We start from the raw sequence: 16,718 nt of genomic DNA, 5'->3' as shown, positions 1-16,718 counted from the left end.
ACCCGCCAACAACCACCCCAAAACCCCCTAAACAGCACAACAACTCCCCCCCCCCCCCCCCCCCCGCGCGCGCCCCCCCCCCCCGCCCCGTCGTTCTCGGGTCAGTTGACCAGCGGGAGGAGCTGAAGGCGCTCGGCCGCCGAGATGAGCGGGTCCACGTCGACCGGCTCCTCCGTGACGTCGTCGATGACGGACACCCGCACCGCGGGCACGGGCGCCGTGTCGATGGTCGCCGCCAGGTCGAGCGCGAACAGCACGTTCACCGGCCGCGCCCCGCGCGAGTCCTCGTGGACGCCCGCGAACCGCAGGATGCGCCAGCCCTCGTCGTCCCAGTGGTCGAGCAGGGCGGAGCGGACGACGGGAGCCGTCGCCTGCCAGGCCAGGGAGTTCTCCAGCAGCTCCACGGACGCCGCGACCGGCACCCGTTCGCCGGAACCGCTCAGCGGATGCCCGAGGACCCGCAGCCGCAGCTTGCGCAACGGCCGCAGCCACCGCTGGTCGAGGTCGGAGGACAGACCGAGCAGTACCGCCGCGGCCACCACCAGGACGACGGCCGACGGCACCGGATCCCCGCCGATCCGCGACCACCACGTACGGTCGGCGGCCACGGCGGCCAGACCGCCCACGACGACCAGACCGGCACGGGTGAAGGACCGCCAGCCGACCGGCCCCTCGTCACGGGCGCTGCACCCGCAGGACGACTCGGGCGCCGTCGCCCGCGCGTACCCCAGATACGCGGTGAAGCCCGCGCCCAGCACCGCCGTTGCCACGGCGGGCGCCACGGCCTCGGGAACGGCGAGCAGCGCCGCCGCGATCAGCAGCTCGACCGCGCCCACCGCGCGCAGTGCCCTGGTGGCGCGGTGGCCGTTGCCCAGGACCCGCACCAGGACGGTGTTCGCGGCCAGTTGGGCCGTACGGCGGCCGAAGAGCTTCGGCGCGCCGGTCACGGCGAGCAGGACCCCGCACAGCAGCGGCGCCAGACTCGGGATGACGGAGATCATCGCGCTCCCTCCTAGTGGCCGACGGTCACGCGGGCGATGTCGACGGTGTCGTCCTCGGGACGCCAGGCGCCGAGGATCTGCGCCGACTGCCCGATCCGCACCCGCGACAGGTCCGAGGTGAGCGCGCCGCCCAGATACGAAGCGGTGGTCGTCTCGGTGACGATCCGGCCCACGACGGCGTGGTTGTTGCCGTGCGTGAGGTGCAGCCGGTCCTTGGCGATGCCCTGGATCTCGCAGAAGAGATTCACGATGTTGACCCACACCGCGTCGGCCGCGATGGTGCCGTCGGGCATGTCGACACCGCGCGCGTACAGGCCGTCGCCGACCTTGATCTCCGCCGCGGTGGTCGGGCGCAGCTTCCAGACGCTGGTGGCGTTGGTGAGCTGGATGAGGTGCTGGTCGCCGTAGGAACCGGCGACCTCCAGCACGGTGCCGTTGATCGCGGTGATCCGGCCCTCGGCGAACGCCGACTTGGAGATCGCCGGGTCGAGCGACGGCATCGGCGCGGCGAAGGCGGCGTCCGCGTCGATGCCGCCGAGCGCCGTGGCGCCGACGATGGTCGCACCGCCGAGCGCGGCGGTGGTGAGGAAGCGCCGGCGGTCCATCCGGCCGCGGCCCGCGGGATTCTGGTCGTGGCTCATGTCGGTCCTCCTCACTCGTAGATGTAGACGGGGAGCTTGCCGGAGCTGAGATTGCCGATCGCGGAGAACGCGGCCGGGGTCAGGTCGATGACCCGGTTGGTGCGGCAGACGCCGTTGCAGCACGCGGACTCGCCGCAGAAGCTCTTGGTGCGCGGTCCGCAGTCGGAGACCGTGACGCAGACCGTCGCGCCGGAGCACTGGTGCTTGACGTTCATCACCGAGCCGCAGCCGCGGCGCGCGATCGTCTCACCGCACAGGTCGGGCCGGGTGATGTCGAAGCACGCCTGGGAGGCGTTCGGCCACGCCGCCTGGTGGGCGTTGGACTGGCAGGTGCCGCAGGCACCGGTGCCGGTGCTGCCGCAGGGGCCCCAGGCGCTGCCGCAGCAGAACCAGGTGGTCTCACCTGCCCAGAGACTGGTCGATCCGCAAGCCATGTCGATTCCCTTCGCTCGCGCGCAGGCGTTGTGACCTGCGCATGACAACACAAGGTGCGTGCCGCGCCATGCGTGACACGTGACACGGGGCCGCCGGTGGGGACGGCGGCAGTGCTGGGTGTTCGGCGTCCGGGATGCGCGCGCTCGCGGGGGAGGTGGGGCGACGGGCGGGGCCGCGAGGCGGTGGGGCGGTGTGGCGTGAATCGCGCGGATGTGCGAGGTGCGTGGTGCGCTCGATGCATGGGGGGACAGTGGGGGGTTCGGGTACTGCGAGCACTGAGGGTGGCGCGGGTCCTGTGGGGATTCCGGGGCGTGTGGGGACGCCGGGAGAATTGCATGCCCATGACAAGGTGTGCGTCGGATGGGTCGGCAGTGATGGTGGAACACGGCCATGATGCGCGCTTCTACGCGCGTCCGCCAGAGGGCGGGAGACACGAGAGGCCCTTGGGGCGGGCGGCACGAGCCGTACGGTGCGGGGTACCGGGCGTTGGCCTCGGGCATCACGGCCGCCGCGCGGCGCGCGGACGCGTGGGCCGTCTTTTGCGGGGTGCCCGGGATGTCGTGATCCAGCCAGCCGCGGCCACGGCGGCTCGCGTACGCCTACGATCTGCCGCCTGCCGCCTGCCGCCTGCCGCCTGCCGCCTGCCGCCTGCCGCCTGCCGCCTGCCGCCTGCCGCCTGCCGCCCGCGTATCGGGCGCGGTCGCTGGGGGTGTCGCCCGGCGGCGAAGGGCTACCGGGTCGCCCGCTGAGCGCCACCGCCTGATCCGTCGCCCGATCCGGCGCCGGGCCCCGGGACCCCGGCCGCCCTGCCGCCCGGTCCGCCCTGGCGTCGGGTCGCCGCGCTGCGGCCCACGGCCTCCACCAGCGGCAGCACGCGGTACGGGACCCGCTCGCGCAGGGCGATCTCCGTACGGGTCCGGACCACGCCCGGCAGTTGGATCAGCCGCTGGATGATGTCCTCCAGATGGGCGTTGTCGCGGGCCGCGACCCGGGTGAGCAGATCCCCGCCGCCGGTGATCGAGAGCGCCTCGATGATCTCCGGCACGGCCGCGAGCGCTTCGCCCACGTCGTCCAGGCGCCCCTGCGTCACCTCGATCCGCACGAAGGCCAGCACCGGGTGGCCCAGCGCGGCAGGCGACACGCGTGGTCCCGCCGTGGTGATCACCCCGTCCCGCTCCAGCCGGTCGAGCCGGGCCTGGAGGGTGCCGCGGGCCACGCCGAGTATGCGGGCGTACTCACGGACGCTGGTGCGCGGCTGCTCCAGCAGCAGCCGCAGGATGCGGGTGTCCAGTGCGTCGACGGCCATGGGCCACTGGTCTCCTCATGGTCGATGACAGGGCACCCTCACCGTACCAATGGCACAGCGCCGAGCGACCAGTTTGAGCCACTGCCCGCTCGGGTGCTTTCCTGGTGGTGACGATGGCGTTGCGGTCCTCCGCAACGCCTTTGCCATGTCCGGCGCCGACCGCCGCCGGGCACCCGTACCGGACAGGGGTGGAACCGCACACGTGAAGAAGTTGTTCGTCGCACCGGATCCGGGCCGCGCGCGGCTGCGCCACGCCTCCCGCGCCGTCCTCGGCATCGCGCTCGCCGTCACCGCGGCGGGCCTGGCCGGATTTCCGCTGCCCGCGATGTGCGGCGGCGGTCTCGCCGCGCTGCTCGCCTTCTTCGTCGTCGCCGACGCCCGCGTCGGCCAGCAGGCGGTCACCACCGCCCTGATGCCCCTGACCGGACTGCCGGTGCTCACCGCCGCGGCCTGGCTGCACCCGTACCCGCTCGCCCGCGACGCCGCCTTCGTCGCCGTCGTCCTCGCCGGGGTCTACGTCCGCCGCTGGGGCGCCCGCGGCCACGCGCTCGGCGTCTTCGGCTTCATGATGTTCTTCATCGCGCAGTTCCTGCACGCCGTACCGGCCGAACTCCCCGAGTTGTACGCGGCGATCGGCCTCAGCCTCGCCGTCGCCGCCACCGTCCGCTTCGGCCTGTGGTGCTACGAACGCGGCGCCGCTCCCGTACCGGCCATCTCTCTTGTCCAACCGCCCGGTCTGCGCAGGCCGACCACCCGGCAGGCCGTCCAGGCCGCGACCGCCGCGGCCGGAGCCCTCGCGTTCGGCCAGGCACTGTCGCAGGACCGCTGGTACTGGGCGGTCGCCACCTCCTGGTGGATCTTCGTCAACACGGCGTCGCGCGGCGAGACCCTGGTGCGCGGCTTCCGCCGCGTGCTCGGCACCGCGCTCGGCATCGTGGCCGGATTCGCCCTCGCCCTTCCCCTGCACGGCGCCCCCGTACCGTCCGCCGTCCTCGTCGCGGTGTGCGTCTTCGGCATCTTCTACAGCGCGGCCGTCTCCTACTCCTGGATGACCTTCTTCGTCACCGTCATGGCCGGCTCCCTCTACGGGCTGCTCGGCGTCCTGCACCCGGCGCTGCTCCTGCTGCGCCTCGAGGAGACCGGGGCGGGCGCGCTCTGGGCTGCCCTCGCCGTGCTGCTGGTGCTGCCGGTCACCACGCACGCCGCCACCGACGCCTGGATCCAGCGCGCCCTGGAATCCGTACGCGACTTCACCGCGCAGGCCGCCCGGCACCTCGCCGGTGAACCCGGCGCCGACCTGGCAGGATGCGCCGCCGAACTGGACCTGGTACTCGGCCGGGTACGCGCCTGCCTGGCGCCGCTGGTGCACCCGCTGAGCCCCCTGCGGGCCCGCAGAGCGCGGGCCGGTCACGTACTGCGCCTCCTCGACGCCTGCGCCCACCAGGTGCGCGGCCTCGCCGAGGTCGTCGCCCACCCCGAAGCGGGCCACGACGAGCGGCTGTCGGCCGCCTGCCGACGGGTCGAGGACGCCGTGCGCCGCCTGGTCGTACGCGGCGTCGAGGCACCGGAACCCCGGCCGGAAACGCCCCGGGACGGCGTGGGACATCCGCACGCCGAACGCGCGCTCGGCCACCTGCGGGTCCTGGAAACGGCGCTCACCGACCTCGCCGCCCCCCTGCACGCCGACCCCCGGGCGCCGCTCGCCGCCTGACCAGTGGGACCCGGGGGCGACGCGGCCGCCGTCAGGTACTAATCTCAGCCGCCGTACAGACATCAGGCGGAAGAGGTACGGCAGTGGCCGGGCACGTTTACATCGGGTCGTTCACTTCGGCGGGCGGGCGAGGGCTCACCACGGCCGCCGTCGACCCGGACACGGGAGCGCTCACCGCGCTCGGCGACAACGCCGAGGTGCAGAATCCGTCCTTCCTCGCCCTGTCCGACGACGGGCGGACCCTCTACACGGTCGGCGAGACCGAGCCGGAGGGCACCGCCGCCGCGTTCTCGCTCGCGGACCCGGCCGCGCCCCGGCTGCTCGGCGCGCCCGTGCAGGTGCACGGCGGCTGGCCCACCCACCTCGCCGTCCACCGCGGCCACCTGCTCACGGCCAACTACGCGGAGCCCGGCAGCGTCAGCGTCCTGTCCATCGGCGAGGACGGCGCGCTCGGCGGACTGCGCTCACTGCTGGAGCACGAGGGCGACGGCCCCCACCCCGAGCGCCAGACCGGGCCGCACGCCCACGCCGTGCTGACCGACCCCAGCGGACGCTGGGCGGTCAGCGTCGACCTCGGCACCGACTCGGTGCGGGTCTGCGAACTGGACGCCGACAGCGGCGAGCTGGAGATCGAGCGCGAGCTGGGACTGCGCTCCGGGATCGGCCCGCGCCACCTCACCTTCCACCCGGCCGGCCACCACGCCTATGTGATGAACGAACTCGACTCCGTCGTCACCGTCTGCCGCTGGGACCCCTCCATCGGCAGCCTGCGCCCGCTCGCCGAGGTCCGCGTGCTCCCCGACGGCACCGAAGGCGAGAACTACCCCTCGGAGCTGGTCGTCTCGCCCGACGGCCGCTTCGCCTGGGCCGCCAACCGCGGCCACAACAGCATCGCGGTGCTCGCCCTGGACGAGACGGGGGAGCGGCTGGAACTGCTCGACACCGTGAGCTGCGGCGGCGACTGGCCGCGCCACCTGACCCTCGACCCGTCGGGCACCCGGCTGTACGCGGCCAACGAGCGCTCCGGCGACGTCACCTGGTTCGACGTCGACCCGGGCACCGGCATCCCCAAGCAGGCCGGTTCGCTGGCGCTGCCCGCCGTGTCCTGCGTGCTCTTCGCCCGGCCCTGACACTGCGGCGGCGGGCTCGCGCGGCCCGCACGACGAGGAAACGGCGCGGGCAGGCGGTCCTTCGACAGGACCGCCCGCCCGCGCCGTTGTCGTCGCCGTGTCGACGCGCCGCCTCGTTCAGTGCGAGGGCGCGCTCTCCTGCTGCTGCATCGCGATGCCCAGCGCGCCCGCGTAATGCGTGACCACCAGCTTGCCGACCGCCGGGTACGGGCCGAGCGCGTCGGCGCCCGAGCAGCCCGCCTCCGCCGCGGCGGTGTGCAGGAGCTGCGGCGCGATCTCCGGGCCGATCAGGCACGGGGCGAGCGCGAGCCGACCGGAGCCGGAGGAGCGCAACTGCTCCGCCGCCCGAGCGATGGAGCCGTCCTCGTCGAGCGCGGCGGCCAGCACCGGCACGGCGAGCCGCGCGGCCAGCAGCAGCCCGGTCACACCCGCGGCCTGCGCCGCCTCCTCGCCGCCGACGGTCGCCAGGATGATCCCGTCGGCCGCGGTCGCCACGGTGAACAGCCGGGCGCGGTCGGCGCGGGCCAGACCCGCCTCGGCGAGCCTGACGTGCAGCGCCTCGGCGAGCAGCGGGTGCGGACCGAGGACGTCGGTCAGCTCCACCTGCGCCTTGGTGTCGGCGATGGCCTGCCGAATCCTGCGCAGCACCGAAGCCTCGGGTCCCGCGAGCAGCGGGACGACGACGGCCGCGGTGTCCTCCCCCGACCGCTCGTCCGCGATCGCGGCCAGGACGCCCCGCAGCGCCGGGAATTCGGTCTCCGCGCCGTCCTCACCGTCGACGAAGCCGATCCGCGGATCGAGTCCCGACAGCTCGGAGCGGGCGATGCTCACGACCTCCTCCGCCAGACTGAGCGCGGCGGCGGTGGGAGTGCCGGGGACGGCCAGAACCAGCACCGGCGCGCCCTCGGGCGCGGCCAGCGCCTCCGGTCGGCGGTGACGTCCCGGCTGGCGCGGGCGCGGCATTCGAACGGGAAGGCCGGAGGCGGGCCCTGTGGCAGTGCTCATGGCGACGCATGCTAACGCCTTGGGGCGCCTGGATGTTCGGCCGGGTCGGAGCCGCGGCAGACCTGTCCTGATCTGTCCCTTTCACCGCTCACGTTCGGTCATCGAACGAGTCTGAGCTGTGCCGGAACGCGCCGCGTCGGCACCGGAACGAACCGGTGCGGTACGCGAACGTGCCGGTGCGGCACGGGAGACGAGCCGCAGCAGCGCGGGGTCGGCCGGAAGCGGCAGCGCGTCCCGGTGCAGCGCCCCCGCGATCAGCAGCGCGCCGTCCAGCGGATCACCGGCCGCCGGTACGAGCCTGGCGTCCGGCAGCATCCGCCCGGCCCGCTCACGCAGCGGCCCGAGCAGCGGCTCACCCATCTTGAACAGGCCACCGGTCAGCGCCACGTCCACCGCGGCGGCGTCCGGCCGTACGGCAGCCGCCGACTCCAGGATGTGCGTCGCGGCGGCCCGCAGGATGCCGGAGGCCACCGGGTCGCCCCCCGTGGCACAGGCGGCCACATCGGGCGCGAACGAGGCCAGTACGGCGGGCCGGTCGGGGCGCGGGTAGAGCCGCGCGGGCATCCCGTCGAGCGGCCCGAAACGGTCCTCCGCGCGGGCCAGCAGCGCCGTGGAGCCGCCCGCCCTGCCGTCGTGCGCGCGCATCGCCGCGTCCAGGCCCGCGCGGCCGATCCAGGACCCGCCGCCCGCGTCGCCCAGCAGATGGCCCCAGCCGTCCGCGCGCAGCCAGCCGCGGCCGTCGGCCGCGGTGCCGAGCGCGATCATGCCGGTCCCCGCGGCGACGACGACGCCCGGCCGCAGACCGAGCGCGCCCGCGTACGCGGTCACCGCGTCACCGGCCAGCGCCAGCGACTCCACCCCGAAGGCGGCGGCCAGGGCGTCGGGCAGCACGGCGCGCAGGTCGGTGCCGAGTGTGGCCATACCGGCCGCGCCGACGCATGCGGCGGCCAGCGTGCCGGCCCCGGCCTTGTCCAGCAGGCCGTTCACCAGGGGCACGACCTGGTCGAGCAGGCTCGCGGCGTCGATCCCGCGCTCGCCGGTCACGGCCGGGCGGGCAGAGACGGCGGGCGCGGACACCTCGGTGCCGTCGGCGCGGGCGACGGCCACCCGCACGCCGGAACCGCCGGAGTCGATCCCGAGCACCCAGTCAGCGGAAGCGGGCACGGATCAGCCGAGCCCGCGCGAGTCCTGCTTGAGCGCGGTGTCCACGGTCAGCGCCGAGGCGACGACCATGCTCAGCAGCGGGTCGGCCAGCGGCCGGTGGATCTGGAGGACGTAGTTGTCCGCCGTGGTGAACATGGTCTTGGCCAGGCCCTCCCACGTCTTGGTGATCCGGCCGATCTCCGTCTCCGTGTGGTCCACGATGGCGAAGTTCCACGCCCGCCAGTTCTCGGCCTTGATGGCACCGATCTGCTGGCCGTTGTACATGAACGCGAACTTGATCTTGCCGAAGGCGTTCTGCTGCACGATCTCGCCGAGCGGCTCACCGTTCGAGCGGTGCACCAGCACCTTGGACTTGATGAACTTCGCGGGCCGGGTGAGCACCAACTGCGGCTGCCCGTGCGCGTCCCTGACCTCCAGCTTGTGGGTCAGGAACTGGTCCACGCTGGAGACGAAGCGCAGCACCTTCTTCGCCGTGCTCTGCCCGATCTCGACGACCGAGCCGAGGGTACGGCCCTGCTGGTCGAAGACGCTGTACTCGTTGACCAGCTCGATCAGCTTGGCCTTCTGGTTCACCACCAGGATCGGCTCGGTGAACAGGGTGCCGCCGCCGAACGAGGTCGGCGCTATCCCGGCCTGCTGCTGCACCTGGCGCTGGACCTTGGACGGGTCGGGGGCGCCGCTGACATTCACCTCCCACGCGTTGCCGCCGCCTTGCTGCTGCTGCGGAATCTGGCCGGGGTTCGTGTGCTCCGTCCACTGTTTGCCGTCCCAGTAGCGGAGCAGATTCGGAGTGCCTTGCGGGTCGGCGTACCAGCCCGCCGGAGTATTGGGATGCGTCGTCACCCGGGCAGAGTACCGTCAAGACATGTCAGGGAAGGAGCCAGTCGACCGGCTGTGCACCCTGCCGGACCAGCAGATCATTGGCGCGGCTGAAGGGCCGTGAGCCGAAGAAGCCGCGGTCTGCCGACATGGGGGAGGGGTGCGAGGACTCGATGGCGGGCAACTGCCCGAGCAGCGGTCGCAGATTGCGGGCGTCCCGGCCCCACAGCACGGAGACCAGCGGACGGCCCCGGGCGGCGAGCGCCCTGATCGCCTGCTCGGTGACCTCTTCCCAGCCCTTGCCGCGGTGCGCGGCGGGCCGCCGGGGCGCGGTGGTCAGCGCCCTGTTGAGCAGCAGCACACCCTGCCGGGTCCACGGCGTGAGATCCCCGTTGGACGGACGCGGCAGCCCCAGGTCGGAGCCCAGCTCGCGGTAGATGTTCTCCAGACTGCCCGGCAGCGGCCGTACGTCCGGCGCGACGGAGAAACTGAGCCCCACCGCGTGACCCGGGGTCGGATACGGGTCCTGCCCGACGATCAGCACCCGCACGTCGTCGAAGGGCTGCTGGAACGCGCGCAGTACGTTCGCACCGGAGGGAAGGTACGTACGCCCCGCGGCGATCTCGGCGCGGAGGAAGTCCCCCATCGCCGCGATCCGGTCCGCCACCGGTTCGAGCGCCTTCGCCCAGCCCGCTTCGACGATCTCGTTCAATGGTCGCGCTGTCACGGTCCGTCACTCTACTGGCTCAACGGCCGTGCCGCGGACGGGGATCGGACCCGCCCGCGCAACGACGCCGCCGATGACCGCCGGGCAGGACCGGTCAGATACCGGCCCGGCGGAAGGCCCGCCCGTACTGCTGCGGCACCGCCACCTCGGAGCCCAGCTCACGGGCGGCGTGCAGCGGCCAGTTCGGCGTACGCAGCAGTTCGCGGCCGAGCAGGACGGCGTCGGCCTGGCCGGTGGACAGGATCGTCTCGGCCTGCCGGGGGTGGGTGATCTCGCCGACGGCCGCCACCGGCAGACCGGTCTCGGCCTTCACGCGGGCCGCGAAGGGCACCTGGTAGCCGGGGCCGAGCGGAATGCGTACGCCCGCGGCGTTTCCGCCCGTGGACACGTCGAGCAGGTCGACCCCGCGCACGAGCAGCTCCTTGGCGAAGCGGACCGTCTCGTCCGCCGTCCAGCCGCCGTCCTCCAGCCAGTCGGTGGCCGAGATGCGGAAGAACAGCGGCAGTTCCTCCGGCCAGACCTCGCGCACGGCGTCGACCGTCTCCAGCGCGAACCTGATCCGGTTCTCGAAGGCGCCGCCGTAGCCGTCGGTGCGGTGGTTGCTGTGCGGAGAGAGGAATTCGCCGATCAGATAGCCGTGCGCGCCGTGCAGTTCGAGCACCTCGAAGCCCGCCGCGAGCGCGCGCCGGGCCCCGGCCACGAACTGCCCGACGACGTCCCTGATGTCCGCCTCCGACAGTTCGGTCGGCACCTTGGACTCGTCGGAGAACGCCACCGGGCTCGGCGCCACCGGCTGCCAGCCGCGCTCGTCCGCGCCCAGCGGGCCGCCGCCCGCCCACGGCCGGTCCGTGGACGCCTTGCGTCCGGCGTGGCCGATCTGGATGCCGGGCACGGTGCCGTGGTCCTTGAGGAAGCGGGTGATCCGGCTGAAGGCCGCCACCTGGTGGTCGTTCCAGATCCCGAGGTCGGCGGGGCTGATCCGGCCCTCGGGGCTGACCGCGGTCGCCTCGACCAGGATCAGTCCGGCGCCGCCGACCGCCCGCGACGCGTAGTGCGCGAAGTGCCAGTCGCCGGGCGCTCCCTCGTCGGGCCCCTCGGTCGCCGCCGAGTACTGGCACATCGGCGCCATCCAGGCCCGGTTGGGAATGGTCACGGACCGCAGGGTGAAGGGCTCGAACAGCGCGCTCACGGCACTCTCCTCGTCGTCGGACTCCGTCGCGGGGCTCCACCGGTCGGGGCCTGTCGCCGCGCACTGGTGACGGCTTCTACGATAGACGCCGTAGTACGGCAGGCGTCAAACTACGACGGGTATCGTAATATGACGTTCATGACACTCCCGATTCCATCCCACGCGCCACCGGCACCGGCACCGGCACCGTTGTCGTCGGCGCCAGCCGCAGGTGCCGACGCCCCGGCCGCCGCCGGGCGCGCGCTGGAGCACCCCGGCACCGGGGAGATCCGGCTCGAAGAGGTGCTGCACGCGCTGTCCGACCCGATGCGGCTGATCGTGGTCCGCAATCTGGCCGCGGCCCACGGTGAAGTGGCCTGCTCCGACGTGCCGTTGCCGGTCAGCAAGTCCACGACCACGCACCACTTCCGGGTGCTGCGCGAGGCGGGCGTCATCAGCCAGATCTACCGCGGCACCTCCAAGATGAACGCGCTGCGTACGGACGACCTCGAAGCGCTCTTCCCCGGTCTGCTCGACCGCGTCCTCGACGCGGCGGCCCGCCAGGCGGCCCGGCTCGACGGCTGACCGTGGGGCGTCGGGTACCTGGATCCAAAGTCTGTATCCGAGTCCCTGGATTCGAGTGCCCGGATTTCGAGTGGCTGGATTCGACGCGCCTCGATCCGTCCCGTCCGTGACGGGGCCTCAGGCCGGTCCTTCGGCGGGCGGCGACGACGAGTGGCCCGCCGCCGTCAACAGCCCTTCCCAGTCGGGTATCTTGACCGTCCCCCGGTCCAGGGAACGGCCCCACTCCGCCTCCGCCGCCTCGATCGCCAGCCAGCCCCGCCAGGCGACCGGCCGTACGCCCGCGGCCCGCAGCCCGGCCAGCGGATCGGCCGACAGCTCTCGCGTCAGCAGACCCGGCGCGTCGGCGAGCAGCGCCGTCGCGGTCTCCTTGGCGCACGGCCGGTTGGTGCCGATCACACCGGTCGGCCCGCGCTTGATCCAGCCCGCCACGTACTCGCCGGGGGAGGGCGTACCGTCGCGCAGCACGCGGCCCGCGTCGTTCGGCACCACCGCGCCCCGAGGGTCGAAGGGCAGGCCGGGCAGCGGCACCCCCTGATAGCCGACCGAGCGCAGGACGAGTCCCGCGTCGATCTCCTCGCCGCCGCCTGTATCGGACACACCGCCGCGCCCGTCAGGACCCGTTCGGGTGAAACGGACCGCGCGCACCCGCCCGGCCTCGTCGGCGAGGAACGCGGTGGGGCGCAGGAAGAACCGCACATGGAGTCGGCGCGGCCGTCCCCGCGGCGGCTGCGCGGCCCACGAGCGCAGCACCTCCACATTGCGCCGGGCCGCCGTCGGCAGACCGGAGGGGGCGGCGTACGCCGGGTCGAGCGCCAACTCGTCCTCGCGCACGATCACATCGGTGTCGGCCAGCGCGCCCAGCTCACGCAGCTCCTTGGTGGTGAACTTCGCCTGCGAGGGCCCGCGCCGCCCCACCATGTGGATGTCCGTGACGCGGCTGTCGGCGAGCGCCCGCAGCGCCGCCTCCGGTACGTCGGTGCGCCGCAGTTCGTCCGCGCGCCGGGCCAGCACGCGCGCCACGTCGACCGCGACGTTCCCCACGCCGATGACCACGGCGGAGCGGGCCCGCAGCGCGAAGCCGTCCGGCGGCTCGTCGGGGTGCGCGCTGTACCAGGACACGAAGCGGGTCGCCGAGTAGCTGCCGGGCAACTCCTCGCCGGGCACGCCCAGTCTGCGGTCGGTCGCGGCGCCCACGCAGTAGACCACCGCGTGGTACAGGCCGAGCAGCCGTTCCGGCGTCAGCGGCGCGGGCCCCACGCCGACGTTGCCGAGGAAGCGGACCCGCGGGTCCTCCAGCACCTTGCGCAGGCTGCCCTGGAGGGACTTGATCTTCTCGTGGTCAGGCGCGACACCGTATCTGACCAGGCCGTACGGGCACGGCAACCGGTCGAGCACGTCAACCGCGACATCCGGCACCGACTCCTGACGGGTGAGCGCGTCCGCGGTGTACACCCCGCTCGGACCCGAACCGACGACTGCGACGCGTAACACGAGGGTGCTCCCTTCGGCGGGATGTCACCAGCATGCGCCCTCCGGACGCGTCGCGGCAGAGCGCCGCACCCCGCGGCCCGGTCGAGGCGCACGATTTCAGTCCACCGGTCGCCGGTCCCCGCCGTCCCCGCCGCCCCCGTCCCCGCCCGCGCCGGCCTTCGCGGGGGCCACCGCGCAGTCCTTCGGCGGCACCCCCAGCGTCCACTCCAGCCCGTACCGCTCGAAGAGTTCGGCCCGCAGCCGCGACAGCGGCATCGGAGCGCCCGGCAGCAGCAGCGCCACGGTCGCGCCCATCAGCAGCGCGCGCAGCAGCCGGTACTCCGCCTCCGGACCCTCGGGCCCCGACACGATTCCCGCGCCGTCCACCGCCTGGCTCAGCAGCGCCGCGAGCTTCTGCTGCTCCGGGCACTGGATGAAACCCTCCGCCTGGAGGATCGACGCCATGTGCGTACGCATCAAGGTGGTGTGCGTCTGCGTGAGGCCGAGGATCGCGTCGATGGCCCGCGCCATCCGTTCCTGGCCGTCCTCCGACCGCGGCTCGCGGTCCAGCGCGGCGGCCAGTTCCATGTGCATCAGCCGGTGCACGGCGGACTGCAACAGTTCGCGCTTTCCCGCGAAGTAGTACGAGACCAGGCCGCGTGCCGACCCCGCCCGCTGGGTGATGTCCGCCAGCGTGGTGGCCGCGTAGCCGCGTTCCTCCACCAGCTCCACGGTTGCCTGGAGCAACCGTTCCCGGGAACGCTGACGCATAGCTTCATTGACCGATGCGCTCCGAGGGGACATTATTTACTCCTGCGTTGACTGGCTGCGAGCCAATATACTCAGCGCAACCCGGCGGGCTTCGCCCTGTCCGGGAAACGGGGGATGGTGCCGGGCCCGGCGGCGCGGGGGATCGCCGGGACCGGCGCCGATCCCGAAAGCGCTTGTCATCGAGGCTCGTGTCCTGAAAGCGCTTGCCCCTTCAGCGGCCGGTTCATGAGCGCTCGGCGCGTACGGTGCGCGGCGCCGCATCAGCCCAGTCGGTAGCCCAGTCGGTCCAGGACGCCGAGCAGCGCGTCGGGACGTGCCGTCACCGGCAGATGGTCCACCAGGAACACCGGGCAGCCCAGCGCGGCGGCGCCGCCGTCGGCCGCACGGCTGTCGCCCACCATCGCGACGTCCGCGGGCTCCAGTCCGAGCCCGTCGCAGGCGATCCGGAACAGCCGCTCGTCCGGCTTCTGGACGCCGTGCTCGAAGCTCAGCGCGAAGACGTCCACCAACTCGTCCAGCCCGTGCTCCCCGAAGACCGGCCGCAGATCCCATCCGATGTTGCTCACCACCGCCACCGGCACGCCCCGGTCCCGCAGAGCCCGCAGCACGCGCTCGGTGTCGGGGTACGGATTCCACGCGGCGGGCGCCATGTGCCGGTCGTAGAGCGCGTCGTGCACATCCCAGGGGAGCGCGACGGTACGGGACAGGCCGCCGTACGCCGCCCGGTGCTCGGCCGCGCTGGTGTCGCGGCGGGCCCAGGCCGCCGCCAATCGCGGCGGAATCCGCTCGGGAGGTCCGCCGCCGGGCAGCGCGCCCGCCCGCTCCAGCGTTCCGGCGTACGCCGCGACCTCGTCGTCGGTGGCCGTGACGCCCTCGGCGGTGAGCGCCGACCGCAGCCAGGACTCGGCCGCTTCGACCCGCATCAGGGTGCCGGAGAAGTCGAACATCACGCCTTTGACGGCCATGGCCCCGTCTCTCCCGCCGCCGCTCAGGTCAGCGCGCCGAGGCCGGGGCCGAAAGCGATCAGCAGCGGGACCGCCGGGACCAGCAGCGCGAAGGCCGTCATCCGCACCCGTTGGCCGAGCGGCAGCCGGGGCGCGGGATCGAGCAGCCGGTGCACGCGGCCGGGCAGCGCGGCGAGCGGCGTGGGGCAGGGGCCGAAGACGCCGCGTTCCGCGTTGAGTTCGACCAGCGCGAGGGCGGTGGTGAGGCGGCCGAAGCGGCGCGAGGCGGTGTCGTCGGCCGCCAGTTCCACCAGGTGGTGCACCTGGTCACGGAAGGCGGCGAAGACCGGCACCTGCGGGAAGCCGCCCGCGAGCGCGCCCGAGCAGTGCAGCAGCACGTCGTGCCTGGCGCGTACGTGTCCCTGCTCGTGGGCCAGCACGGCGTCCAGTTGGCGGCCCTTCAGGCGGCGCAGCGCGGCCGTGGTGATGACCAGTTGGGGCTCGGCGCCGGACAGCCACCAGGCGTCGGAGCGGGCGTCCTCCAGGACCACCAGGCGCTCGCCGGGCGTGACGGTCTCGCCGGGCAGCCGGGGCGCGCGCACGCGGAGTTCCGCGCGGCGCTGCTTGCGCCGCGACCGTGTGCCGCGCACCTCGCGGGTGAGCATCGCCGCGGTCCACACACCGCCGAGCGCGAGCAGGACGGCGATGGTCCCGGCCCAGCGGCCGTACTCGGACAGCGCGTAGGCGTCGACCACACCGCTCGGGGCGAACGCGAAGAGATTGCCGCGGACCGCGGCCCAGGCGGCCGAGGCGGAGAGCGCCATGGCCAGCACGCAGCACAGCAGTACGGCGGCGACCACACACTGCCAGACCCACAGGGCCAGCACCGGTTCGCGTTCCGGCCACTTGGCACGGGACAGCAGACGCGGCGCCATCGCCGCCGCAAGTGCGCCGAGAATCAGCAGCACGAACGGGACCGTCATGGTGATCAGCCTAGGAGGCGCGCGGTTCACGGGGGACGGACCACGACCCGATGTGACGCATGACTCACGGCAGCGAGTCCGTCACAGGGTCAGCAGCATCGCGAACATCCCCAGCGCCATCGCCACCCGGCAGGCCGCCGCGACCTCCGGCGCGTGCCGCAGCGGGACACGGTCCCGGCCGCCGCCCGCGCCTCCTTCCGCCTGACCGGTGGATATCAGCGGGCCGCCGCCCGGCGCGCCGTGCGCCTGCGCCGGGAGCGCGACCAGGGTAGTGCCGCTGCGCAGGACGTAGCCCGCGAAGTAGAGCAGCAGCAGGCCGGTGAGCAGCGGGGTGCCCGCGCCGGTGGCCGCCATGTGCTCGGCGTGGCCGCCGTGCGCCGACGCCGCCCCGCCCATCGCCACGGCCATGTAGACCATCGCGGCCGAGCACACGGAGTGGTGCAGATGGTGGCCGGGCCGCCGGACCAGCAGCAGCGCCCGTACCCCGGCCAGCGCGAAGACCACGCCGAGGACGACGGCGAACAGCGGCGTCCCCCACGGCCGCGGGTCGAGGACGGACATCGGGACGGCCATCACCGCCATGCCCGCCGCCATCACCGCCTCGTCGCGCGCTTCGCGGCGCAACAGGCACGCGACCGCGGCGACGGTGCTGAGCGCCACGAGCAGCCAGGCCACCAGCGGTGGTCCGTGCATGCCATCCTCCCCCTCATCCCCACGCCTCTTCGGCGCGCCCCGGTCCGTGCGGTGACCCTCGTCCGGTCCGGTCCAGTCAGGTCCGGTCCGTGACGACCGGCCCGGTCCAGTCCGTGACGACCGGACCGCCGGACGGTTGTTCGGCGGTCCCAGGAGAACTGCCCA

17 protein-coding genes are annotated in these 16,718 nt (G+C 73.5%); 3 read left to right on the top strand and 14 right to left on the bottom strand.

Annotated features, from left to right (window positions below; translation table 11 throughout):
- Positions 1–101: 101 nt before the first annotated feature.
- The 4 genes from ACZ37P_RS33510 to ACZ37P_RS33495 all read right to left on the bottom strand — a co-directional run bounded on the left by ACZ37P_RS33510 (position 102) and on the right by ACZ37P_RS33495 (position 3,383).
- Entirely contained in the window at positions 102–1,001 is a 900-nt protein-coding gene (locus ACZ37P_RS33510; protein WP_355343733.1) for a MauE/DoxX family redox-associated membrane protein, read from the bottom strand.
- A gap of 11 nt (positions 1,002–1,012) precedes the next feature.
- The gene (locus ACZ37P_RS33505; RefSeq protein WP_355343736.1) at positions 1,013–1,642 is read right to left on the bottom strand and encodes a cell wall protein; all 630 of its coding nucleotides are present in this window, start codon (positions 1,640–1,642) and stop codon (positions 1,013–1,015) included.
- Positions 1,643–1,653: 11 nt separating this feature from the next.
- The gene (locus ACZ37P_RS33500; RefSeq protein WP_188284393.1) at positions 1,654–2,076 is read right to left on the bottom strand and encodes an RlpA-like double-psi beta-barrel domain-containing protein; all 423 of its coding nucleotides are present in this window, start codon (positions 2,074–2,076) and stop codon (positions 1,654–1,656) included.
- A 731-nt stretch (positions 2,077–2,807) separates the two neighbouring features.
- Positions 2,808–3,383 (bottom strand): Lrp/AsnC family transcriptional regulator, encoded by a 576-nt coding sequence (locus ACZ37P_RS33495; RefSeq protein ID WP_391164102.1) that lies wholly within the window; start codon positions 3,381–3,383, stop codon positions 2,808–2,810.
- Between the two features lie 145 nt (positions 3,384–3,528).
- Here ACZ37P_RS33495 and ACZ37P_RS33490 point away from each other — a divergent pair, with 145 nt between their 5' ends.
- On the top strand, positions 3,529–5,094 hold the full coding sequence (locus ACZ37P_RS33490; RefSeq protein WP_467350141.1) for an FUSC family protein: 1,566 nt from the start codon (positions 3,529–3,531) through the stop codon (positions 5,092–5,094).
- Between the two features lie 83 nt (positions 5,095–5,177).
- Positions 5,178–6,224 carry a lactonase family protein gene (locus ACZ37P_RS33485; protein WP_401724600.1) on the top strand — a complete coding sequence of 349 codons (1,047 nt, stop codon included), beginning with the start codon at positions 5,178–5,180 and terminating at the stop codon, positions 6,222–6,224.
- Between the two features lie 117 nt (positions 6,225–6,341).
- On the opposite strand, the gene ACZ37P_RS33480 is transcribed toward ACZ37P_RS33485, so the two are convergent.
- The 5 genes from ACZ37P_RS33480 to ACZ37P_RS33460 all read right to left on the bottom strand — a co-directional run bounded on the left by ACZ37P_RS33480 (position 6,342) and on the right by ACZ37P_RS33460 (position 11,128).
- Positions 6,342–7,229, bottom strand: a complete 888-nt coding sequence (locus ACZ37P_RS33480) for a sirohydrochlorin chelatase (RefSeq protein ID WP_355343749.1) — start codon at positions 7,227–7,229, stop codon at positions 6,342–6,344.
- A gap of 81 nt (positions 7,230–7,310) precedes the next feature.
- Positions 7,311–8,393: an N-acetylglucosamine kinase gene (locus tag ACZ37P_RS33475; RefSeq protein ID WP_401857639.1), complete on the bottom strand. Its 1,083-nt coding sequence runs from the start codon at positions 8,391–8,393 to the stop codon at positions 7,311–7,313.
- A gap of 3 nt (positions 8,394–8,396) precedes the next feature.
- Complete coding sequence (locus tag ACZ37P_RS33470) at positions 8,397–9,236, bottom strand: LURP-one-related family protein (protein ID WP_355343755.1); 840 nt, start codon at positions 9,234–9,236, stop codon at positions 8,397–8,399.
- Positions 9,237–9,261: 25 nt separating this feature from the next.
- On the bottom strand, positions 9,262–9,939 hold the full coding sequence (locus ACZ37P_RS33465; RefSeq protein ID WP_188280927.1) for a uracil-DNA glycosylase: 678 nt from the start codon (positions 9,937–9,939) through the stop codon (positions 9,262–9,264).
- A 94-nt stretch (positions 9,940–10,033) separates the two neighbouring features.
- The gene (locus tag ACZ37P_RS33460) at positions 10,034–11,128 is read right to left on the bottom strand and encodes an NADH:flavin oxidoreductase/NADH oxidase (RefSeq protein WP_401314042.1); all 1,095 of its coding nucleotides are present in this window, start codon (positions 11,126–11,128) and stop codon (positions 10,034–10,036) included.
- A gap of 138 nt (positions 11,129–11,266) precedes the next feature.
- On the opposite strand from ACZ37P_RS33460, the gene ACZ37P_RS33455 reads away from it, so the two are divergent.
- Entirely contained in the window at positions 11,267–11,692 is a 426-nt protein-coding gene (locus ACZ37P_RS33455; protein ID WP_355343762.1) for an ArsR/SmtB family transcription factor, read from the top strand.
- A 117-nt stretch (positions 11,693–11,809) separates the two neighbouring features.
- On the opposite strand, the gene ACZ37P_RS33450 is transcribed toward ACZ37P_RS33455, so the two are convergent.
- The 5 genes from ACZ37P_RS33450 to ACZ37P_RS33430 form a co-directional block, all read right to left on the bottom strand.
- Positions 11,810–13,183, bottom strand: a complete 1,374-nt coding sequence (locus ACZ37P_RS33450; protein WP_401724610.1) for an FAD-dependent oxidoreductase — start codon at positions 13,181–13,183, stop codon at positions 11,810–11,812.
- A 96-nt stretch (positions 13,184–13,279) separates the two neighbouring features.
- A complete protein-coding gene (locus tag ACZ37P_RS33445) occupies positions 13,280–13,966 on the bottom strand; it encodes a TetR/AcrR family transcriptional regulator (RefSeq protein WP_467350137.1) in 687 nt (228 codons plus the stop codon).
- A 227-nt stretch (positions 13,967–14,193) separates the two neighbouring features.
- The gene (locus tag ACZ37P_RS33440; protein ID WP_355343771.1) at positions 14,194–14,898 is read right to left on the bottom strand and encodes an HAD family hydrolase; all 705 of its coding nucleotides are present in this window, start codon (positions 14,896–14,898) and stop codon (positions 14,194–14,196) included.
- Positions 14,899–14,921: 23 nt separating this feature from the next.
- Positions 14,922–15,860, bottom strand: a complete 939-nt coding sequence (locus ACZ37P_RS33435) for a M56 family metallopeptidase (protein ID WP_355343774.1) — start codon at positions 15,858–15,860, stop codon at positions 14,922–14,924.
- Between the two features lie 81 nt (positions 15,861–15,941).
- A complete protein-coding gene (locus ACZ37P_RS33430; protein WP_355343777.1) occupies positions 15,942–16,553 on the bottom strand; it encodes a DUF5134 domain-containing protein in 612 nt (203 codons plus the stop codon).
- Positions 16,554–16,718 lie beyond the last annotated feature (165 nt).

Source organism: Streptomyces sp. NPDC024632 (genome assembly GCF_055559175.1).
The sequence above is the reverse complement of the archived record's forward strand: the minus strand, read 5'-3'. Positions and strand labels throughout refer to the sequence as shown.